The sequence below is a fragment of the Sutcliffiella horikoshii genome, from assembly GCF_021991925.1.
GTDB lineage: Bacteria > Bacillota > Bacilli > Bacillales > Bacillaceae_I > Sutcliffiella_A > Sutcliffiella_A horikoshii_F.
On record NZ_RXZI01000003.1, the window covers coordinates 94,991 to 117,217 of the forward strand.

At 41.9% G+C, this 22,227-nt stretch carries 22 protein-coding genes; 17 read left to right on the forward strand and 5 right to left on the reverse strand.

The features are described from left to right. The first annotated feature begins 190 nt into the window (after nt 1–190). From EKQ44_RS10120 to EKQ44_RS10135, 4 genes are all read left to right on the forward strand, one after another. Nucleotides 191–856 carry an ABC transporter ATP-binding protein gene (locus tag EKQ44_RS10120; RefSeq protein WP_331254657.1) on the forward strand — a complete coding sequence of 222 codons (666 nt, stop codon included), beginning with the start codon at nt 191–193 and terminating at the stop codon, nt 854–856. Beyond that, nucleotides 853–1,989 (forward strand): ABC transporter permease, encoded by a 1,137-nt coding sequence (locus tag EKQ44_RS10125; RefSeq protein WP_237663416.1) that lies wholly within the window; start codon nt 853–855, stop codon nt 1,987–1,989. Before EKQ44_RS10120 ends, EKQ44_RS10125 begins: the two co-directional genes overlap by 4 nt. Before the next feature lie 7 nt (nt 1,990–1,996). Next, a complete protein-coding gene (gene pepV / locus EKQ44_RS10130; protein WP_237663417.1) occupies nt 1,997–3,412 on the forward strand; it encodes a dipeptidase PepV in 1,416 nt (471 codons plus the stop codon). A gap of 106 nt (nt 3,413–3,518) precedes the next feature. Beyond that, nucleotides 3,519–4,697, forward strand: coding sequence for an MFS transporter (locus EKQ44_RS10135; protein ID WP_237663418.1), 1,179 nt, complete (start codon nt 3,519–3,521; stop codon nt 4,695–4,697). A 527-nt stretch (nt 4,698–5,224) separates the two neighbouring features. Here the strand turns inward: EKQ44_RS10135 and cysK are convergent. Beyond that, nucleotides 5,225–6,163, reverse strand: coding sequence for a cysteine synthase A (gene cysK / locus EKQ44_RS10140; RefSeq protein WP_237663826.1), 939 nt, complete (start codon nt 6,161–6,163; stop codon nt 5,225–5,227). Nucleotides 6,164–6,337: 174 nt separating this feature from the next. Here cysK and thpR point away from each other — a divergent pair, with 174 nt between their 5' ends. The 6 genes from thpR (at nt 6,338) to EKQ44_RS10170 (ending at nt 12,373) form a co-directional block, all read left to right on the forward strand. After that, nucleotides 6,338–6,895, forward strand: coding sequence for an RNA 2',3'-cyclic phosphodiesterase (gene thpR / locus EKQ44_RS10145; RefSeq protein ID WP_237663419.1), 558 nt, complete (start codon nt 6,338–6,340; stop codon nt 6,893–6,895). A 24-nt stretch (nt 6,896–6,919) separates the two neighbouring features. Next, entirely contained in the window at nt 6,920–7,303 is a 384-nt protein-coding gene (locus tag EKQ44_RS10150) for a CidA/LrgA family protein (protein ID WP_237663420.1), read from the forward strand. Then, complete coding sequence (locus tag EKQ44_RS10155; protein WP_237663421.1) at nt 7,300–7,986, forward strand: LrgB family protein; 687 nt, start codon at nt 7,300–7,302, stop codon at nt 7,984–7,986. The genes EKQ44_RS10150 and EKQ44_RS10155 overlap by 4 nt, the downstream gene beginning before the upstream one ends. A gap of 208 nt (nt 7,987–8,194) precedes the next feature. After that, a complete protein-coding gene (locus EKQ44_RS10160) occupies nt 8,195–9,139 on the forward strand; it encodes an NERD domain-containing protein (RefSeq protein ID WP_237663422.1) in 945 nt (314 codons plus the stop codon). Nucleotides 9,140–9,258: 119 nt separating this feature from the next. After that, complete coding sequence (gene pulA / locus EKQ44_RS10165; protein ID WP_237663423.1) at nt 9,259–11,409, forward strand: type I pullulanase; 2,151 nt, start codon at nt 9,259–9,261, stop codon at nt 11,407–11,409. Nucleotides 11,410–11,593: 184 nt separating this feature from the next. Further along, nucleotides 11,594–12,373 (forward strand): phosphotransferase family protein, encoded by a 780-nt coding sequence (locus EKQ44_RS10170; protein WP_237663424.1) that lies wholly within the window; start codon nt 11,594–11,596, stop codon nt 12,371–12,373. Here the strand turns inward: EKQ44_RS10170 and EKQ44_RS10175 are convergent, their stop codons facing one another. Further along, the gene (locus EKQ44_RS10175; protein ID WP_237663425.1) at nt 12,374–12,652 is read right to left on the reverse strand and encodes a YtzH-like family protein; all 279 of its coding nucleotides are present in this window, start codon (nt 12,650–12,652) and stop codon (nt 12,374–12,376) included. It lies immediately after the preceding gene. A 291-nt stretch (nt 12,653–12,943) separates the two neighbouring features. Between EKQ44_RS10175 and trmB the strand changes: the two genes are divergently transcribed. Continuing rightward, the gene (gene trmB, locus EKQ44_RS10180; RefSeq protein WP_237663426.1) at nt 12,944–13,585 is read left to right on the forward strand and encodes a tRNA (guanosine(46)-N7)-methyltransferase TrmB; all 642 of its coding nucleotides are present in this window, start codon (nt 12,944–12,946) and stop codon (nt 13,583–13,585) included. 403 nt (nt 13,586–13,988) lie between these two features. Continuing rightward, the gene (locus tag EKQ44_RS10185) at nt 13,989–14,837 is read left to right on the forward strand and encodes a YtnP family quorum-quenching lactonase (protein WP_237663427.1); all 849 of its coding nucleotides are present in this window, start codon (nt 13,989–13,991) and stop codon (nt 14,835–14,837) included. A 41-nt stretch (nt 14,838–14,878) separates the two neighbouring features. Here EKQ44_RS10185 and EKQ44_RS10190 read toward each other — a convergent pair whose 3' ends face one another. Then, the gene (locus EKQ44_RS10190; protein ID WP_237663428.1) at nt 14,879–15,190 is read right to left on the reverse strand and encodes a PepSY domain-containing protein; all 312 of its coding nucleotides are present in this window, start codon (nt 15,188–15,190) and stop codon (nt 14,879–14,881) included. A gap of 250 nt (nt 15,191–15,440) precedes the next feature. On the opposite strand from EKQ44_RS10190, the gene EKQ44_RS10195 reads away from it, so the two are divergent. Both EKQ44_RS10195 and EKQ44_RS10200 read left to right on the forward strand, forming a co-directional pair. Further along, complete coding sequence (locus EKQ44_RS10195) at nt 15,441–16,511, forward strand: M42 family metallopeptidase (protein ID WP_331254658.1); 1,071 nt, start codon at nt 15,441–15,443, stop codon at nt 16,509–16,511. A gap of 94 nt (nt 16,512–16,605) precedes the next feature. Then, nucleotides 16,606–17,145: a DUF84 family protein gene (locus tag EKQ44_RS10200; RefSeq protein WP_237663430.1), complete on the forward strand. Its 540-nt coding sequence runs from the start codon at nt 16,606–16,608 to the stop codon at nt 17,143–17,145. 9 nt (nt 17,146–17,154) lie between these two features. Here the strand turns inward: EKQ44_RS10200 and EKQ44_RS10205 are convergent, their stop codons facing one another. Continuing rightward, a complete protein-coding gene (locus EKQ44_RS10205; RefSeq protein WP_237663431.1) occupies nt 17,155–17,595 on the reverse strand; it encodes a YtoQ family protein in 441 nt (146 codons plus the stop codon). 169 nt (nt 17,596–17,764) lie between these two features. On the opposite strand from EKQ44_RS10205, the gene EKQ44_RS10210 reads away from it, so the two are divergent. Next, entirely contained in the window at nt 17,765–18,283 is a 519-nt protein-coding gene (locus tag EKQ44_RS10210; protein WP_237663432.1) for a hypothetical protein, read from the forward strand. Between the two features lie 236 nt (nt 18,284–18,519). Here the strand turns inward: EKQ44_RS10210 and EKQ44_RS10215 are convergent, their stop codons facing one another. Then, nucleotides 18,520–20,667 (reverse strand): methyl-accepting chemotaxis protein, encoded by a 2,148-nt coding sequence (locus EKQ44_RS10215; RefSeq protein ID WP_237663433.1) that lies wholly within the window; start codon nt 20,665–20,667, stop codon nt 18,520–18,522. Nucleotides 20,668–20,871: 204 nt separating this feature from the next. On the opposite strand from EKQ44_RS10215, the gene EKQ44_RS10220 reads away from it, so the two are divergent. Together EKQ44_RS10220 and EKQ44_RS10225 are read left to right on the forward strand one after the other, a co-directional pair. Next, a complete protein-coding gene (locus EKQ44_RS10220; RefSeq protein WP_237663434.1) occupies nt 20,872–21,891 on the forward strand; it encodes a PTS transporter subunit IIC in 1,020 nt (339 codons plus the stop codon). Continuing rightward, entirely contained in the window at nt 21,891–22,205 is a 315-nt protein-coding gene (locus EKQ44_RS10225) for a thioredoxin family protein (RefSeq protein WP_237663435.1), read from the forward strand. Before EKQ44_RS10220 ends, EKQ44_RS10225 begins: the two co-directional genes overlap by 1 nt. The last annotated feature ends 22 nt before the right edge of the window (nt 22,206–22,227 follow it).

The following is a 22,227-nucleotide window of genomic DNA, read 5'->3' on the forward strand; positions in this document are numbered from 1 at the left end:
TTGAAGTGTTAAGTGAAAACAAAAGGATATGAGTCTATATACATTATTTTACACTACTCGACAATATCCTGCTAGTAATTTTTAGAAAAATATGAAACTTTCGACCTAAAACATCGTATTATTAGATGTTAGGAGGTATCAGTTATGGAATTATTGACTTTAAAATTAAGGAAAGCAGGATATTGATGACATGTCAGTAGTCCAGGATATTAATTTTTCCGTATCTAGAGGAGAAATGGTTGGACTGATTGGTCCTAATGGAGCTGGTAAAAGTACGACAATCAAAACGCTTCTTGGCTTGAATCCATTTTATGAAGGGGACATATCACTTCCTTCCGATAAATCATATGCCTATATCCCTGAAAAGCCTGTATTCTATTATGATATGACTTTATGGGAACATATAGATTTGATGGCATCTTTACTGGAGATGGATGATGACATTTGGAAAAAGCGAGTGGAGGAGTTATTGAAGTTATTTGATTTGGAAAAAGTCATACATGAGTCTCCAGCCACCTTTTCAAAAGGGATGCAGCAAAAAGCCATGTTGATCTTTGCCATCATTTCTAAGCCTTCCTTGTACATTGTGGATGAACCGTTTATTGGGCTTGATCCCATTGCTACGAAGAAACTTCTCGAGCTTTTCCAGCATGAACAGGCAAGGGGAGCCGGCATCTTGTTGTGTACACATGTGCTTGACACTGCAGAAAGAATTTGTGACAGGTTTATTCTTTTGGCTGAAGGACGCAAAAAGGCAGAAGGGACTTTAGCTGATATACAGGAAGATTGCCAACTTCCCGGTGCCTCGTTGCTTGATTGTTTCTATACTTTATCGGCAAGGGAGCAGGAGGAATGAAGGCATTCCATTTATACAAGGAGCGTCTAAAGCAAGAGCGGAAATATCAATGGAAGAATACGAAAGCCATTATTGATTGGACGATCCTAGTCTATATTGTCCTTACATTAGTATTCGTTGCTGCCATGATTTATGATATGTTTCCAAGTTTAATCACACTGTTAAAAGGATCGCCCTATGGATTGAGTCTTTTTGTAATCTATTATCTTGCTTGGACGGGAACTATCCGGATCTTCTATCAGCAGGCGGATTCGTATTTCTTTGTACATAGAAAAGATTTATTGAAAGGCTTGAAAAAATGGGGGATCTTAGCGAGTACTGGTCTGAATGCCATCAAGGCGGGGCTGATTGCTACCCTCACCTACCTAATGATGGAGGCTGTCAATCCTTCCATGTTGCCGCTAGTGGAATGGGTGGTGTATTATTCTGTTCTCTTTCTTTTTATAACCATTTTGGGAAGAGTGATAGACTTTCATTGGTCTGGATGGAAGCGTAAAGGTGTATACTTCATTCTCTTTCTTCTAATTGGGTTTTTAACTTATATGACGATTCATATAGGGCTGTGGTACATAGCGATTGCTATACTGTTGATTGGTACTGTCCTTTTTTATGTCATTTATTGGAGGGTAGAAAGCTTCTCCTTGGACATGGCCGATAATGAGATAACCCGTCAAAAATATGTCGGCATGATCTTTTATGCATCCGAATACGTCCATGTTCCCCGTGCTTCAGAAAGAACAAAGCCATTATTTTTCGGGCAATCACAAAGAATTTTCGAGGACAGGAGACCACATAGTGCCCTGACCGAATTGTTCTTTAAATATCTGTTGCGAAATTCTCGCCATATTTTCTCGTACCTGCAAATAATCGGAATCACGATTGCTGTCATGGGATATCTCCCATTGTGGGTGACATTAGGCTTGTTTATGGCATTTTTCTTTTTCCTGAAAGAGTGGTTAAATATAGTATATGAGGAATTGGTGGGACATCCCTTTTTGAATATGCATAAGGGGAAGAAGCTGATTCAAGGGCACTATCAGGAGCTTGTAACAAGGTGGTTGTACTATCCGGCCGTCGGATTGGTTGGATTGGTGCTCATTTTCAATACGCTTTTTCATTTTCTAATGAGGTGATGATCAAATGGAAAAAATCAATTGGTTAGCAGAAGTAGAGAAAAGAAAGGATTCTTTGATTAAAGATACGCAGGAATTCTTGCAGATCAATAGTGTCTTAAATGAAGGGGAAGCAAGCGAATCAGCGCCTTTTGGAAAAGGAATCGAAGAGGCACTTCAATATTTAATACATAAGGGGGAAGCGGACGGTTTCCTCACAAAAAATGTCGATCATTATGCAGGACATATTGAACATGGGCAAGGGGAAGAGCTTGTGGGAATCCTGTGTCATGTCGATGTAGTGCCAGAAGGAGATGGCTGGACGGATGAGCCATTCAGTGCCACCATACGAGACGGGAAAATCTTCGCCCGCGGAGCGATGGATGATAAAGGGCCTACAATGTCGGCTTATTATGCTTTGAAAATAGTAAAAGAGTTAGATCTTCCTCTGTCCAAACGTGTGCGCATCATTATCGGTACAGACGAGGAAAGCAGCTGGCAGTGTGTGGACCATTATTTTAAACATGAAGAAATGCCGACAATGGGATTTGCGCCTGACGCGGACTTCCCGATCATCTATGCGGAAAAAGGACTAGGGGATATCCAGCTCCGGTTAAATTTCAAAGGGGAGACGGCATCTGGGAAAAACACTTTGTTAACGTTTGAATCCGGTCGTCGACTGAACATGGTGCCAGATCATGCAAAAGCCTCACTTGAAGTGATGGAAGAAATGGACGCAATCACTCACGCTTTTAATGAATACATTTCAGAAAAAGGAATCGAGGGTGGCTATACGAAGGAAGGAAATGCACTGTACCTTAACATCAAAGGCGTTTCTGCCCATGCGATGGAGCCGGACAATGGTACGAATGCAGGATACCACTTGGCGACCTTCCTCCACTCTGTAGGGCTGGATGCAAACGGAGCATCATATGTAGGGTTTATCAGTGAAAAGCTTGCATTTGATTCACGTGGAAAGAAGCTTAACATCAATTTTAACGACGAAATTACCGATGACCTTACCATTAATACAGGTCTTTTCCGTTATGACCGTGAGACATCTGTTGGCAACCTAGGTGTAAACATTCGTTTTCCAGTAACTTGCGATACAAAGGAATCAGAAGCGCAGTTGCGAAAAGAAGGAGATGCGTATGGCTTCGAAGTAAACAAATTCAATGTTGCTCCTGCCCATCATGTACCACAGGATCACGAACTGATTCAGAAGCTGCAAAAGGTTTATGAAGAACAAACTGGGGAGAAAGCCGAGTTATTGTCCATCGGTGGTGGGACATATGCGAGATCTCTTGAAGCAGGGGTGGCTTTTGGGCCGTTATTCCCTGGCAGAGAGGATGTGGCGCATCAAAAAGATGAGCATATTTTCATAGAAGATCTCATCAAGGCTACTGCCATCTATGCACAAGCTATCTATGAATTAGCGAAATAACATATTTATCCTAAATATAATTGTGGTAGAATGTAAAGGTTACTTCCCTAAGGGGCGGTAGCCTTTTACTTTTTCCTTACTTAACATGAAGAAAGAAGGATTTATCATGAGTACTGCCTCCGTGAAGGACAAAACAACTCGCTATTTTTACAGTTTTTACTTTTTAACTTTTTTCAGCTTTGGGGCACTATTCCCGTTGCTGACAGTATATTTGAAAGAAGATGTGGGATTGAGTGGATCACAGATCGGGATGATCATGTCCATTAGTCCGGTTGTGATGATTTTTGTTCAGCCCTTATGGGGAGTCTTTAGCGACTATACCCAAAAACCAAAACAAATCCTCATCTGGACGTTATTTCTTACAGCGGTAACAGGGGTTGCCTTTTCATTTATGACGAGCTATGGGGCACTACTTGCCGTCGCGTTTCTTTTGGCTGTTACACAAAGTGCCCTTGTTCCCATTTCAGACAGCATTACACTTAATTATGTTCAGAGGACAAAGGGAAATTACGGTTCTATTCGACTATGGGGAGCTATTGGTTTTGCGGTGGCTGTTCTCGTTGCAGGGTGGCTTTCCGATTTCTTTTCCTTAAAAGTAATTTTCTTTACCTTTGCACTAGCTTTATTGTTAGGGACTGTGGTATCGAGTTTTCTACCAAAAGAAAGTCAGACAATTAGTGTGAATGTTCGGGATGGTATTGGAACGCTCATGAAATTGCCTAAATTTGTGATGTTCCTTGTGACAACTTTTCTTATATTTGGTCCTGTTTTCGCCAATAATTTTTATTTTGGATTGTTCATTACCGATATCGGTGGAACCGTTACGGGTGTCGGGATAGCTTTCTTGCTCGCTGCAGGTAGTGAGGCACCTTTTATGAGGGTGGCAGGCAAGTGGATTGCCCGATTTGGGCTTCATACGATCATGATCAGTGCTGCTTCCATTGCGATGATACGTTGGGTACTTTATTTCTTTGAACCTCCACTGTATATTGTGTATGCGACTACGATTGCCCAAGGGTTTTCTGTCGGGCTTTTCATTCCTGCAGCGTTACAATTCGTGAGGGATATAGCTCCAACATCTGCCCGTGCTACGGCGGTTTCCCTTTATACTGCCGTCGGTAATGGACTTGGTAGCTGGTTCTGTACCTTCTTTGGTGGATTCATTGCGGAGTATTATTCCGTTGCACATGTCTATTTGTTCTTCGGTCTTTTAACAATGTGTGGATTGGTGTTCATCATGAAGATCAACCAATCCGATAAAAAAGAACTTGTAAAGGCATCGTGATTCTTAAGAAAAGAAAGACCCTTGGCTAATCATAAAGCCAAGGGTCTTTCAGACTGTTGACAAACTATAGATTAGTTAGGTTAACTGTTGGAAAAGTTGATCTTCGTTGCAGGAGCTTCGCTTTCCGCGGGCGGTCCGGAAGCCTCCTCTGGCTACGCCAAGGCCACTGAAAAATTAATGATTGTTAATAATCTGGTTAACACCGCTGTTAATCTCCGCAAACGGCTTCGCTTTCCGCGGGGCGACCTTGAGCCTCCTCGAGCTGCGCCCTGCGGGGTCTCAAGATTGTCGCTATCCCCCCGCAGGAGTCTGCGCCTATTGCTCCAATTAACAGCTAGAAATCATTTGAACGATAAGTTATTGGGTTTTTCAGTGGCCTCGGCTACGCCCTGCGGGTCTTCCATGTCCCTTCCTCCCGAGGAGTCTCCGCTCCTTCCACTGCGATCAACTAGAGATTTTTTCATTTTTGGACTTTGTCTACACACTTTAAGACCCTTGGCTAATTATTAAGCCAAGGGTCTTTTCGTTTATTCATTTTCAAAATCAAAAAGGTCAGTAGACAAATATCTTTCCCCTGTATCGCAGGCGATACAGACCACAACATCATCAGGTGTCAATCTTTTTGCCACTTCTATTGCGGAGAAGCAGGCAGCACCAGAAGATGGCCCTACCAAGATACCTTCATGTCTTGCAAGTTTACGTGTAATTTCATAGGCATCCTCATCTTTGATCTTGAAGATCTCCTCATATACTTCCTGGTTTAAAATATCAGGGATGAAGCCAGGGCTTGTTCCGACAAGCTTGTGCTTCCCGGGTTTTCCGCCTGACAATACCGGAGATCCCGCCGGTTCCACCACGTGTACGATTAACCCTTTATAATGCTTCTTCAGTTCTTCTCCCGTTCCGGTAATCGTTCCACCGGTGCCGGCAGTAGCCACAAAAGCGGACAATGGCTTTCCGATCTGCTCCATTCCATCAATGATTTCCAATGCGGTGGACTTTCGATGAGCATCGGAATTTGCATGGTTTTCGAATTGCATCGGCATGAAACTGTTCGGAATTTCTTCTACTAGTTCCTGTGCCTTTTTTATCGCACCTGGCATTTTTTCATCGCCTGGAGTCAATACTACCTCTGCACCATAAGCTTTCAGTAAATTTATACGCTCCTTAGACATAGTATCTGGCATGATGAGTATCGCTTTATATCCCCTTGCGGCGGCATTCATCGCAAGGCCGATACCAGTATTGCCACTTGTTGGTTCAATGATTGTGGCACCGGGCTTGATAAGTCCATCTTTTTCAGCTTGTATGATCATATTGAAAGCGGCTCTATCCTTAACACTTCCGCTGGGGTTTTGAAATTCCAATTTCAAATAAACGGTTGCAGCGCCTTCTGGGACGATGCGATTCAATTTAACCAAAGGAGTATCTCCAATTAAATCAGCCATATTTGTAACAACCTTCACCATTACACACAACCTTTCATTCACATGCATCTAATAATTCGTATTGTAACATAAAATAGAAAAACGGACTAAACAGATGAATGTTAGGGGTATTGACTAATCATATGGTCTGTTTGATGCTAAGATACTATACAAAGCAATGCAATATATTGCTAAAATAAGAAAGGTGAGACGATGACTACTCAAACCCATTATTTTATCGCAGTCCCTCTTCCAAAAGAATGGAAGGAAGAGTTACATTTATATATGAAAGAGTTGAAAGGCAAGTATCCTTTTACCAGATGGGTACATCCCGAAGATTTGCATCTAACACTCGCGTTCCTAGGGAATATGGAGGAATCTCAAAAAGAAAAGCTTGTTTCATTGACTTTGGATGTAGCAGCGCAACATCGATCCTTCCCCCTCACATTAAGTGAGTTGGGCACGTTCGGTAATCCTCAGTCTCCAAGAATATTTTGGCTTGGGGTTGAAAATTCCCCATCATTAAATTCCCTACGTAAAGATATATATGCTGCATGTGAAAAGGTGGGATTCCAGCTTGATTCACGGCCATTTCATCCACATATCACGCTAGCTAGGAAATGGAAGGGGCCAGGGGCGATAGACCAAGAAAGTCTCTCGACCAATAGCGAAAAGAGAGGTTCTTTTGAAGTGAACGATATAATCCTTTATGAAACACACCTTAACAGGATGCCAAAGTATGAAGAAAAGGAAATTTTTCCATTAGTATAGGAGTAGATTTGGATAATGAGGGGAATGAAACTAGTAGTTCAGATATGTATTCTCTATGTTTTTTATCGGGTAGGTGTATTTATTCAAGATGTTTTTTCCATCCCGGTACCTGGGAGCATCATAGGGATGTTGTTGCTTTTGTTGTTCCTTAAGACAGGTATCCTGAAGGATAAATCCCTTCAAGGAGGAGCACATGTATTGCTTATTTTCCTACCTTTGTTTTTTGTGCCTGCCACAGTGGGAGTCATGGACCATTTTGGATTTTTATCGAGCAAAGACGGTCTTATCATGCTGTTTGCACTCCTAATAGGGACGATTTTGGTGCTTTTGAGCTCCGGTCTGGTTGCTCAAAAAACTGCAGCAGCGGTCGATATTAAAACAAAGGGTTCAAGGAGAGATGGGATATGAATACTTGGTACGGCATCATGTTCATTCTCATTACTATTTTAATTTTCTTAGGGATGAGGAGTATCTATCATCGTTTCCGTAACCCAATGCTCAATCCGGTTGCCACTACCACTCTTCTACTTATCCTCGGATTGATGGCTTTAAATGTGAGCTATGATACATATATGCTGGGGGGGTGGTGGATCCAGGAATTGCTTGGTCCCGCTGTTGTTGCCCTCGCATACCCGCTTTACCATCAGCGGAAGAAAATAGTTCGTTATCGATTTCCTTTGTTTGCAGGTTTATTGTCAGGGGTCTTTATTGGAATCGTTACAGGTATGTTGTACGTGAAAGTGGCAGCGCTCAGCCCTATTTATTCTGCGACCTTTTTGCCGAAATCTGTCACTTCCCCAATAGCGATGGATATCGCTGTCATTACAGGAGGCATTCCAAGTCTGGCTGCTGCTTTAGTTATACTGAGCGGGATAATTGGAGCCGTTGTTGGCCCGGTGCTGATGAAGTATATGGGAATATCTCATTATCTTGGTGTAGGGGTTGCGCTAGGCTGTGCGGCACATGGGATCGGTACTACCAAGGCCACGGAGTATGGAGAGGAAGAAGCCGCATTCAGCTCAATCAGCATGACCCTTTCCGCCCTGCTGTATGCGTTAGTTTTGCCCATGAGCATACATTATTTTTTATAGAAAGGCTCTTTTCTCAAAGGTTGTTGCTATATCCTTGTAAAAAGTCGGCAATTGGACTTTTTACTGCTTTCATACTCTATAAGGTGCAAGTGATTTCTTAAGTACGGCAGGGAAAAGAGCACGACAGTAAAGAAAATAACGGTTAATGTATCCATACGAAAAAGCAAAAAAGTTTACGAAAAGAGCCTATAGAAAAGAGTGACCGCCTGTGGCGCAGTTAATAAAATTACAAGATTATATTACGCGATATGAAGTAGATATATATCGTTATCCGAATCAATATATACGATTAAAAAAACAGCAATGGAATACTTTTGAAGCGATGCTCAAAAATCCTGTGGATGCCACTATCCCGGAGGTGGAGCAGTTAGAAGAAGAAAAGGCAGGAAAAGAAAGCAAGCTATCTTCCTTATTCAAGTCTTTTAAAAGGAAGGACGATGATGTAGAAGATTTATATATTGGGAAGGTGAGTCCAGTTGTTCCAGATATGGAGGAGGAATGGAAGCTTCCGGAAATAAGAGGGAAGAAGTCTCCAGAAGAAAGGAAACAACAATTTCTAGATTCCATCCTTCCCCTCCAGCTAAAGTGGGCGAGTTCTACTATCAGGGAGATGTCCCACCTCCAAAAGAATTACAGGCGGGAGACCTTGTTAAAATACTTCCTGCAACGCTTTCCAGACACATTTTTTGTCATGTACAAACCGATATTCCTTGTTAAGCAAGCCCCTGTTGAACTGGAAATCATCATCATTACACCAAACGAAATTTTTGCCGTTTATTACATGGATGAACAAGATGAGAGTGTGATATTGGGGAATAATGACCGCTTCTGGTCCATTCGTGAAAAAGAAAATGAGAGAAAAATAGTGAATCCCACCATCAGTTTGAACAGGATGGGTGCCATAATCAAGAACATCCTTCCGCAATATGAAATTAGTCTCCCCGTGACAAAGCTATTGCTGCATCCAAAAGGGTATATTGACATTTTTGATGGCCCTACTGATGTCCAGGTAATCGATAAACGTACATATGATAAGTGGTTTGAGAAAATGAGGGAAAACAGGCTGCCGCTAAAACACAGTCAGCTTAAAGCAGCTGGAGCGTTGCTGTCCCATTGCCAATCTACTTATATAGACCGGCCGGAATGGCAATAATGGAGAAGCAATAATGGTGGTTTGTAAGAATATCTGTCAAGCTGGGCCTTGAAACGGAATACGCTATAGAATGGGCATGGTTGCATAGAAGCCTACTTTTAAGACAGGGAGGGAAACGCATGATTTTCATCAAGAGAGAATTTGAAGCCTACTTAGATGAGATGGACAAAATAACCATCCTCTTACCAATGGGAAGTTATCATGGAGAATCAGCTACCTTCACCCTCCTTTTTGAAGAAAATACCTACCCTTTGGAAATTGTGGACAAAAAGACATTACCCAATACGGTTAAATACACCTGTAAATCAAATACAATCATCAATATAGGGTCCAAGTATAGGATAGCGGATGAACATGGTAGAAAAACTGATCTGCAAATCGGTGCTGTTATCCGCACGGAGGCATTTGATGAAGCCTTCTATTATGAAGGAAATGATCTTGGTGCCAGCTATCAAAAAGGGGAATCCACCTTCACACTTTGGGCACCGACTGCATCTGCTGTCAAAATAAAACTAAAAGCCCCCAAAAGCAAAGAGGATATCCATTATAGCCTTATCCGGGAAGAAAAGGGGATATGGCGGATTACCGTCCAGGGTGATCTGGAGGGCTTTGTATATACGTATCTGGTCTGTGTGAACCTTGTCTGGAGAGAAGCGGTAGATCCCTATGCCATCGCATCTAGCTTAAATAGCGAAGCTGCGGTCGTTATCGACAAAGAACGGATGAATATCCCGAAAGTCCCGTTGCCTCCATTTATGGATGAAACGGATGCCATCATCTACGAGCTGCATATACGTGATTTTTCCTCTCATCCCAAAAGTGGAATAACACAAAAAGGGAAGTATGCAGCTTTTTCTGAAGATCCTTCACCAACTCCTGAAACAGGCGAAACAGGTCTGCCTTATATAGAAAAGCTGGGCGTCACCCATATTGAGTTATTACCGTTCAATGACTACGGAGGGGTAGACGAGGCAGATCCTGATAAAGCATATAACTGGGGCTATAATCCGCTTCTGTTCAATGTACCTGAAGGAAGCTATTCCCTTGATCCCAACGATCCTTATTCAAGGATCGTGGAGCTGAAAGAATTGATTAACACCCTTCACAGAAAAGGTTTGAGGGTAATCATGGATGTAGTGTATAACCATGTATATATCAGGGAGGATTCCTCTTTTGAAAAGATAGTCCCTGGCTATTACTTCCGACATGACGAACATGGCATGCCCTCCAATGGGACCGGAGTTGGAAATGACATAGCCTCTGAGAGGAAAATGGTTCGTAAATTTATTCTGGATTCCATCAAATTCTGGATGGAGGAGTATGATGTAGATGGCTTTCGATTTGATTTGATGGGAATAATGGATATTAAGACAATGAACGCCGTAAAGGAAATAGTCTCCATCATTAAGCCTGGTGCCATCCTACTCGGGGAAGGATGGGAGCTGAATACCCCTCTTGCTGCAGATCAGAAGGCGATGATCATCAATGCAAAAAAGATGCCTGAAATAGCGTTCTTCAATGATATGGTCAGGGATTCGGTCAAAGGCAGTACGTTCAACATGTTTGACCGCGGATTTGCCCTTGGAAATACTCATAAAACCCATTTAATGAAGCAATCACTTTCGGGAAGTATCCAAACAGAACCAAATACAAAAGGGCTATTCCTTGAGCCGACCCAATCCATCAACTATATAGAGTCTCATGATAATCACACAATGTGGGATAAAATATCGGTCTGTAATAGTCATGAGGACGAAGAAACAAGAATGAAACGCCACCGACTTGCCACTGCTATCATCCTGTTGGCGCAAGGTATTCCTTTCCTCCATGCAGGGCAGGAATTTTATCGTACAAAGGGCGGCGAAGAGAACAGTTACAAGTCTCCCGATACCGTAAATAACCTGGATTGGCAAAGAAAAGAGCAATATCTGGAGAATGTCACCTATATAAGTGGACTTATCCAACTAAGGAAGTCACATAAAGCTTTCCGCTTTTCCACAACATCCGAAATCCAGCAGCACGTAAGATTTCCAGTTGAAAAGGGACATCTGCTCGTATACCACCTCAGTGATGTAAAAAAATATGGAGAGTGGAACCATCTGCTTGTCATCTTCCATAATGGGCTTCATTCAGAAACGGTAGCCTTGCCCCTACAGGGAGAGTGGGAGGTTCTGGTAAATGAATCTGCTGCAGGTGTATCACCGATCCGGAAAGTGAAGGGCGATATACAGGTGGCACCAATCAGTACGGTCGTCCTTGCTCAACATTAATTGTTACACAAGTACTTGATTTAATCGAGAAATAACGATAAAATTTAAAAGATAGCTATTGTGAAATTATTCAATAGCTGTTTTTTTGCTTAAAGACGTATGTGAATTAAAATTTCTTATTTAGCGCTTGCGCTTTTCTAATATTTGATAATGAAAAGTTGTGTTGAAATTGAAGGTGAAATGGTTGGAACATTTATTAGGTGATGAGTGGAAAATCAGCCCTGCAGGTGGTTTGACTGGAGATGCTTACTTTGCACAAAATGAGGGCAAGAAGTTATTCCTAAAAAGAAATTCATCGCCATTTTTGGCTGTTCTTTCAGCAGAGGGTATCGTACCGAAGCTGGTCTGGACAAAACGCCTGGAAAATGGGGATGTAATTACTGCACAACATTGGATCAGTGCAAGAGAATTGAAGCCCAATGATATGAATATGGAAACGGTGGCACAACTCTTACACAAAATCCACCATTCAAAAGAGCTGCTTGATATGCTTACCCGGTTAGGAAAAGAACCGGTGGAGCCTTCGACAATCCTTGAGGATATCAAAAACGGAATGGCTTTTGAACTCTTATCTTTGGATGTGATCCAAAAATCACTGGATTTTCTTACGAAGGAAATTCATCATGTCCAATATAAAGATAAAGTAGTCTGTCATTGTGATCTAAACCATAACAATTGGCTGCTTTCAGATAGTCAGGAGTTATTTTTGATTGATTGGGACGGGGCTGTAATCGCAGATCCCGCTATTGATTTATGCATGCTCTTATACTGGTATATTCCAGAGCAGGACTGGGCGGATTGGCTTTCCACATATGGAATACCATTGACAGATGACCTGCGCCATCGTATGCATTGGTACGTGATAGCACAGACCATTCTTTCTGTACAATGGTATCATCATAAAGATATTGAAAAGGAAAAGCAAAACTGGCTGAACTATTTGGAAAGGCTTTTGCCTGCCTAATTAGGAGTATTGGTCGATACTTTCAATCCAGCCGGTGAATTTTGATTGATGAAGTTGATTATGATCATGGTCGTTGTTTGAACTGATGCCGGCCTGGCTATAGGAATAGATATCCTGGAGGATACTTTTCACATTCTGATCGATTTCATTATTGACCATTAGTGATTTGATGACACGTTCTAGCTGCTCATACTCTGCAACAGAACCGCAGCAATCAATTTGATGATCCGCCAAAATATCCTTTAGAAGATGTATTTGATCATGATAATTTAACGGCATGTTTCAGCACTCCTTTATTTTATATATGTACTAGCCTTTGTTTATTTATCATTCTTATACACGACAAAAGAATCGGTCCATCGAGATCGGTTTTTTTCTGTGAAAGAAGCAAAATTATTAGGCTCTTTTCCAAAAGATTGGTGCTACTCTAGTAAAAAGTCGTATTACTTATTAGGATCGAGTAATCAATTAAGTACAGCAGGGAAAAGAACACGATGATAACGAATATAATGGCTATTTTATCAGTACGCAAAGAGCCAATTAATAAGAACAACGAGGTGACCTAACGACATGAGATTCAGAAACAAACCATGGGCGACAGAGTTTATCGCAGAAAATGCGTATTATTGCATTCCAGATCCAGAAAACCATAAAGGCAAATGGACGGATATTTTCGGGAACAATAATCCGATCCACATTGAAGTGGGGACAGGAAAAGGGACTTTTGTTACTGAGATGGCAAAAGCTAATCCGGCTATAAATTACATTGGAATAGAGCTTTTTGAAAGTGTGATTGTGAAGGCTTTGGAAAAGGCAGTCGCAGCAAATATCCCGAATGTAAAGCTTTTGAACGTAAATGCCCAAAAGTTATCGGAGTACTTCGATGCAGGAGAAGTAGACAGGGTTTATTTGAACTTTTCTGATCCTTGGCCAAAAACCCGCCATGAAAAAAGAAGGCTTACGTACAAGGCTTTCCTGGATTTGTACAAAGAAGTATTGGTCCCCCAAGGGGAAATTCATTTTAAAACAGACAACCGTGGGTTGTTTGAGTATAGTTTGATGAGCTTTTCTGAGTACGGACTTTTGTTGAAGTATGTCAGTTTAGACCTTCATAACAGTGATTTTGAAGGAAATATCATGACAGAGTATGAAGAGAAGTTTTCCAGTAAAGGGTTTCCTATTTATCGATGTGAAGTGAAATATCCGGAATAGAACTTGAAAGCGCCCCTTTTATAAGAGAGGGCGCTTTTTTGTTATGGGTCAGCGGTACGGTATTAAAAGATAGGGTGGATGAAGACAATATCGTGCTGGATTTTGGAATGAGATTGTCATCATAGGGGGATGAAGACAATCTCGGTCTGGAAAACACGGTGAGATTGTCATTAAAAGGGGGGTAAAGACAATCTCGTTCTCGAAATCATGATGAGATTGTCATAATAAGGTGGATGAAGACAATCTCGGTCTGGAAATGATGATGAGATTGTCATCATAGGGTGATGAAGGCAATTTCAGGATGGATATGGTGATGGAGCCATCAGGATATTCGCGAAAACTTGCCCTCTTTTGATACAATAAAGACATACATACAAAATGCTAATACAGGGAGATGGATAAAATGGAAACGCTAACATTTGGGGAATGGAAACTGACTTGGTTGAACGGAGGGGTTACGCATCTTGATGGAGGGGCCATGTTTGGGGTGGTTCCAAAGGCATTATGGTCAAGAAGGTACCCTGTTAACGACAGCAACCAAATTGAACTTCGAACAGATCCGATCCTTATCCAAACAGGGGACCGTAATATCCTTATGGAAGCAGGGCTTGGAAAAGGAAAACTTTCTGAAAAACAGAAACGGAATTTTGGTGCGACAGAGGAATCTTCAGTGGAAGTGGATTTACAAAAACTTGGTTTAACTCCTATGGACATTGACACCATCATCATGACGCATCTTCATTTTGATCATGTGTGCGGGCTTACCACCTGGGATAAAAAGGAAGAGAAATACGTATCCGTTTTTCCAAATGCCACCATTCATGTTTCAGAGGTGGAGTGGATGGAAATGAGAAACCCTAATATCCGTTCCATAAACACGTACTGGGAAATGAACTGGAAAGGCATTGAAGAGCAAGTTAAGACTTTTAAAGAAGAAACAACGGTCATTGAGGGGATAAGAATGATCCATACAGGTGGACACAGTGATGGACATTCGATTGTCGAAATGACACAAGGGGAGGAATCCATCATTCACATGGCAGACCTTATGCCGACCCATGCTCACTCCCCATCCCTATGGGTGCTGGCCTATGACGACTATCCGATGACATCAATAGATGCAAAGGAGAAGTGGATCAAAGAAGGGATTCACCGCAATGCATGGTTCACCTTCTACCATGATGCATTTTACCGTGCAGTAAAATGGAATGAGCGCTTTGAAATTAAAGATAAAGTGGAACGTATGAAGTAAAGAAATGGCCTGGCAGAAATGCTTGCTGCCAGGCCGCTTGATCATGTTAATTGAGTGACATCCAATATTAATCCCGTATTTTTGTCGACCACAAATTCATATTGTTCCAATACGTTATCAATTCTTCTGGAAATGCCGCCTCTATAGATGGAGTAGGATAAATCATTCCGGATAATTGTTTCGGGGACCATCTGTATCCAGGAGCCATCAACAGGTCCACGCTTTTTGAAAGCTTCTTTGGCTATTTTTAATGCTTTTTCAGGCTTTATGGCTTGCTGTTTTGATGCTTCCGTGAAAAAATATGCGGCTGCTGCACCAATGCCAGCACCGATTAGAAGTACTTTCCATTTCATCTCGTATCATCCTTTCAGTCAAATGAACTGTAGCTTTTAAGTAAGCCTTTACAAAATGTGAATAGTTGATTCGTTGGATTGTTTGTGTCTATCATACTAATAGTATAACTTGGAAAACAAATAAATGTCATGTTAAAGCTGGAAACAATAGAGAAAGTTCGATACAATATAGTTAAAATATTTCGATAATCTAACGAAGTATATGCAGATCTACATACATATAAGCTTAAGTAAAAAGGAGATGACTTTCTTGAATCAAGAGACATTATCATTATTTAAAACGTTAACGGAGCTGCAAGGGGCACCGGGATTTGAGCATGACGTTCGCCGTTTCATGCGCAGTGAATTGGAAAAATACTCGGATGAAGTGGTTCAAGACCGCCTTGGTGGAGTTTTTGGTGTGAAAAGAGGAGATGAAGCAGGTCCAACCGTTATGGTAGCAGGCCATATGGACGAAGTTGGTTTCATGGTAACTTCCATTACGGAAAACGGAATGATTCGATTCCAAACACTTGGTGGCTGGTGGAGCCAAGTTTTACTTGCTCAACGTGTGCAAGTAATGACGGACAATGGTCCAGTAATCGGTGTAATCGGCTCGATTCCTCCTCATCTTCTCGACGAAGCAAGAAGGGCTAAGCCGATGGATATCAAGAACATGTTAATTGATATTGGTGCAGACAATAAAGAAGACGCTTTAAAGATTGGCATCAAGCCTGGTCAGCAAATTGTCCCAATCTGTCCTTTCACTCCGATGGCGAATGAAAAGAAAATCCTTGCAAAATCATGGGATAATCGTTATGGTTGCGGACTTGCTGTTGAGTTATTGAAGGACCTTCAAGGTGAGACCCTTCCAAACGTGCTATATTCTGGAGCTACTGTGCAGGAAGAAGTAGGATTGCGTGGAGCCCAAACTGCGGCCAACATGATCAAACCTGATATTTTCTTTGCCCTTGATGCTTCTCCAGCAAATGATATGACAGGGGATAAGAAGGAATTTGGTCATCTTGGAAAAGGTGCGTTATTGCGCATTTACGATCGCTCTATGGTAACACACACAGGGATGAGGGATTTTGTATTGGATACAGCTGAATCCAATAGCATCCCATATCAATACTTCATCTCCCAAGGTGGTACGGATGCAGGGCGTGTCCATACTTCAAATGAGGGCGTACCTTCTGCAGTGGTTGGGATTTGTTCCCGTTATATCCATACACATGCTTCTATTGTACATGTTGATGACTATGCGGCGGCAAGAGAACTAATCGTGAAGCTTGTCAAATCTACAGATCAATCCACAGTGGATTCCATTAGAAGTCGTTAATCAAAAGTTCTATACAAAATAAATCGATGAAGCGGTGGGGGTGGATTACCTCCCCCGTTTTTTTAGTTGCAATTTTACGAAAGGTGGAATATGGATGAAAGTGATGATTGGATCAAAAAACCCTGCAAAATATATGGCCGTGCAAACGGCTTTGTTTGATTTGGAATTAAATGACTGTGAAACCATCGCCATGGAAGTGGATTCTGGTGTGCGTAATCAGCCTTTAAGTGACAAGGAGACCATTGATGGTGCATTACATCGAGCAAGACAAGCTTTAGTAGAAAACGAGGATGCTGAATTTGCAATAGGGCTTGAGGGAGGGGTGGTCTTGGATTCAGTTCCAGCTTTCACTGTCATGGTTTGTAATTGGGGAGCGCTTGTAACGAAAGATGGAGAAGAATTCATTGCAGGTGGTGCCAGGATACCTCTTCCGGAATCATTTAAAGGAGAACTCCTGGCAGGAAGAGAGCTTGGAGATCTTATGGATGAATATTGTCAGCGGAAAGAAATCAGGAAACATGAGGGGGCAGTAGGGATATTTTCTGAAGGGGCTGTAGCAAGGCAACAAATGTTTGAGCATGTAAGTCGATTGCTTGTGGGGCAATGGAAGTATAGTAAAAAGAAGCAGGCATAAAGCCTGCTTCTATTCAAGCACGTAAGTAAGTACTTTTAATGCCTGATTCACCGTTTCCACCGTTACATTTGCTTTATTGGACAGCTCTTTCAAGGGATGATGAAGGTTTTCAGGTCGAATCAATATAAGGGGTTTTTGAAGACTGATGGCTGCACTTGCGTCCATCGCTGTATTCCATTGCTTATACTTTTCGCCAAACAGGGCAATGACAACATCTGACTTTTTCATTAGAAGTTGGGTACGCAGGTTGTTGATTTGTGAAGCTGCCTCATCCTTTGCGATGTTGTTTGCTTGAGTGCCCATAACCAATTCCCCAATGTTATCCGAACGCTCATGGTCTGTCATTGGTCCGACAAACTCCAAGGGAAGGTCTAACGCTTTGGCCTTGTCTTTCAATTCTTCTCTCCAGTCGGTGTGGATTTCTCCAGCAAGGTAAATAGTAAATTTCATTACAATCCCTCCAAATAGTACCTCTTGTTATTTATCTATTAATTAGTCTATCATAAAATAGAGAATTAAGTGATAATTCCAACTTGTCCTTGTCATGGGGAAAGAATTATAGGTATGATAGAATCAGTGTGAATTTTGTAGTCACTTAGTACTAAAAGGAGTGGAAATATTGTATTTCGGAAGAGCCATCATTTCTATTTTATTTTTATCATTATTATTTTTAGCGGGATGCTCGGTCTCTATTGAAGATGCCTCACAGAAATCCATCGATGCTTTTGAACAAACGTTCAAGGCTGAAGAAATGGAAGCAACAGAGGAGACAGATGCCTTTCATTATTATCTTCCCTCACAGTTCTCAGTTGATACAGAAACGGAAAACAACATCGTCCTTACACATAAAGAGCAAACTTATCTGTTGTTTGTGAATCCATTTGAATCAAAGGATTCTGAGGTTTTATATGATTCTACCAAGGTGAACTATGATGAATTGGAACTGGATCATACAGTCTCGGAAGACGGGCGTTTAGGTTATTTGCTTATATCTCCCGTTGAAGGAGAAAAAGAAGAGTTTTATGAGGTGACGGTAGGAGTTGGTGGAGTGAAAATGACCACAGTAACGGATACCAAAAACATGGAGAGCAGCACGAAAAGCATGATGGAGGTTGTTTCTTCGGTTAAAATTAAATAAGTATGAGAGAAAGAATATGATGGGGAGGAAGTGCCTGTCGTATTCTTTTTTTTTGTATAAGTATGTTCCAGGTGTTCGCTTTCCGCGGGACGATGGTTGGCTTCCTCACAACGCTTCAGGGGCCTCAACCTCCTGCTGGAATCTCACACCTTGCACCCCAACTTACAGAGAAACTTACTTTCTATTTGAAAAACCAGCTTGTCCTGGACTTTCTTGGACAAGCTGGTTTGCATTGATTATTGTTTCTCTTGTTCTGAGGATGCAGCGGTTTCTTTCATGCCAGCTGCAGCTTCTTCATGAGCCCATCTAGCTTCGGCCTCTTCCTCTTCAGATGTGAGTTCTTCTTCGTATTCTTGAATGTCCTGTTCGTTGTCCTCGAATATCTGCTCATTCTTCTGTCCGATTTCTTCTTCCACGATGAACTGGCTTACTTCCTCCTGGAGTTCAGTAGCGATATCGGAAAGGGAGATAGCCGCTTCATTCACCTGTTCGATCGCGACAATTTGATGCTCGCTGGAAGCGCTGACCTGCTCAGAGGTCGCCGCAGCTTCTTCTGAGATGTAATGGACTTCTGATAGCTTTTCCTCTAATTGCTTATTAGATTGGGTAACCTGTATAATCGCTTGCTGAACATCATCCACCTTATGATTGATCTCAAGAACATTTCCAGCAATTTTCTCAAAAGATGTTTTCGTCTGATCAACGGAGTGCTGTTGTAAATCTCTATACTCGTTGAACTGCAAGGCGTCATTGGAAAGTTTGCCCATTTGATTACCCATTTCTGTCACAAGCTTCTTAATGGAAAGTGCTTCATGTTTTGAACGCTCAGCAAGTTTACGAACTTCTTGAGCGACAACGGCAAATCCTCTTCCAGCCTCACCTGCCCGGGCAGATTCAATAGCAGCATTCAATGCCAGAAGGTCGGTGTTCTCCGCGATTTCTTGTATAGTGGCAACGATGGTATGTATCTGCTGGGACTGTTTTGTTGCTTGTTGTACCCGTTCAGTCAAGTGGTTGGCCAGTTCCAGGAACTGCTCGGATGATTGGTGCAGATCCTTCACTACCGTCAATCCGTCCTCCCCAACCAGTCTAGCGTGATCTGCCTTTGATTTAATTACGGTGCTTAAGTGGTCTGCCTGTTCAACAGCCGATTTGACCCGTTTTAAAATGTCAGTACTCTCATCAAGATGCAGAGCCTGCTCGCTGGAACCGATGGCGACCTGTTTGATCGCTTCGTTCACCTCTGTCGATTGTGCGGTCGTTTCTTCAGATATTGCCGCTAGGTTTTGGGAAGAAGACTGTAGCTTATCTGTTGCTTCCATCACTTTTAAAAGGGAAGTCTGTACTTTTTCGGCCATAGCATTAAAAGTTACTGCAAGGTCTGCCATTTCATCCTTCGTGGTGATAGGAACACGGTAAGCGAAATTTCCTTCTCCAATTTTAGATGCTCCATCTTTCAAAGAACGGATGGAGGAGGCAATTTTTCGGTTTAGGAAATAGCCTGTCGTGCTTAAGAAAATTAATAAAAGAACGCTAATAATGAGTGTAAGCAACATGATGGTTTGAAGCTTCCCATTGGATTCTTGTTGAAGCTGTGCTTGCAGATCGGACACCGCAGCTTCCACTTCATTTACACTTGCTTCCACTTCGTCGCTTATCGTCTCAAAGTTTCTCACAAAGCTGTACGATGAGGTGTAATTATTATATAAATCTGTCATTGCTTCCACGTAAGGATTGTAAAGCTCCAATAGCCCATTTTTCTGGGAATCAGGAAGGTCGGCCTCTGCCAATTGTGATTTGAAGGTATCGGCGCTTTTCATGAACTCTCGGTATCTAGCTTCCTGTTTGGTAGCCAGATACTGTTGTTCATAGAGTCTCATGTTCATTAAAGTGGTTGTTAGTTCCTCGCGATTTGCCCCTCTTACATTGATGACAAGGTTTCTGACCGCACCGTTCATCACTCCCTGGAGGCCGGTGAATTCTGTAAAACCTATTTCATTATAGAGCTCTTCAAGAGGAATAAATTCATTGAGATAATTGGTTGCAGCCGTTTCGATTTCAGAAAAGCGGCTTGCAATCTCTTCGTACTCAGCGAACTGCTGTTGCATTTCAGCTGACTCTTGCTGGATGTTCTCTAAATTTTCTTTAATGACCAAGGAAGTCTCATCACTTGGAATTCGTAAAAACTCCTGCTCATTTTTACGAGTATCCGAGAAAGCGAATTTTATTTCTTTACTTCCGTTTACAGCTTCAAACAAAGCGGTTTCTTGCTCTTTTGCAGTGGATTGCGTAAAGTAGAAAAAGAAATTGAATAATAATACAATGATAAGACCTGTAATGGCTGCCAATAAAATAAATCTTACTCTACCTCTTATTGTTTTCATGGTACCCCCCTAAAACATAAAAGACTTTCGAATTTTATATGTTTTGTTAAAAATCTGATATTTTAAAGTAATTATAGACATATTTCTACAATAACCACAACAAACTTTTAACAAAAGCTAAAATATCTACTAGTATATATCGACAGTTATTCGTTATTATTAATGTAAATCATGCAGGAAATACAAAAAGGAATGAGTGAGGAAATGAAAGGTTTTTTACATAAAAAGGGAGTTACGTTGTCGGCAAGGGTTTATTTTATAGACGGATTAAGTTATATGGCTCTGGGTCTGTTCTCTTCCTTGATCATCGGATTGATTATTAAAACGGTGGGGGATCAGCTGGGGTGGATTTTCTTTACGGATATGGGAGTATTGGCAATGGGATTGATGGGCCCAGCAATAGGTGCAGCAGTGGCATATGGCCTGAAAGCACCACCATTGGTTTTATTTGCGACTGTTATTGCCGGAGCGGCAGGCGCGCAGCTGGGTGGACCGGCAGGCAGTTTTGTTGCCGCACTTTTGGCAACAGAAGCAGGCAAGCTGGTATCGAAAGAGACAAAAGTAGATATTCTGGTTACACCTTTTATAACCATTTTGACAGGCTTCCTTGTTGCGACTTTTATTGGACCTCCCATTAATGCCGGGATGAATTCATTAGGATCCCTGATCATGTGGGCTACCGATCAACAACCCATTGTAATGGGAATGCTGGTTGCGGTGTTAATGGGGTGGGCGCTGACAGCACCGATATCAAGTGCCGCCATTGCGATGATGCTGGGGTTGGAAGGGATTGCGGCCGGTGCTGCCACAATTGGTTGTGCTGCCCAGATGGTAGGGTTTGCTGTAAGTAGTTACCGAGAAAATAAAATGTCTGGGCTTTTAGCTTTAGGGATAGGAACTTCCATGCTCCAAGTGCCGAATGTCATTAAAAACCCGATGATCATCATCCCCCCAACGGTAGCAGGAATCATTTTTGCTCCTCTTGGTACTACGGTTTTCCAGATGGTAAATGTCAAAGAAGGGGCAGGAATGGGGACAAGCGGATTGGTCGGTCAAATCATGACTTTTGCTGCAATGGGCTTTTCTTTATCGGTTCTAATGAAAGTCTTGTTGCTTCACATTGTGGGACCCGCTGTGGTAAGTTTAGTTGTATCAGAATGGATGAGAAAGCGATCCCTCATTAAAGAAGGGGATATGAAAATTAATATTGGAGGGGAACGATAATGGAAAAATTACAATCCTTGGAACAATTTAACCAAATGAAAAAAGAGAAAGATGTTGTGTTCATGTTTTCTGCGGACTGGTGTCCCGACTGCCGAGTCATTGAGCCGGTATTACCGGAAATTATGGAGAAGTTTAACGAGTACACGTTTATTTATGTGGACAGGGATGAGTTTATTGATCTTTGTGCCGAGTTGAGTGTATTCGGAATTCCAAGCTTTGTTGGATATAAAAATGGGGAAGAAGCAGGTCGTTTTGTTAGTAAGGACCGTAAAACGCAAGAAGAAATTGAAGCATTTGTTGCTTCGTTGGGTTGATAAAAAAGCCGGCAATCACAAT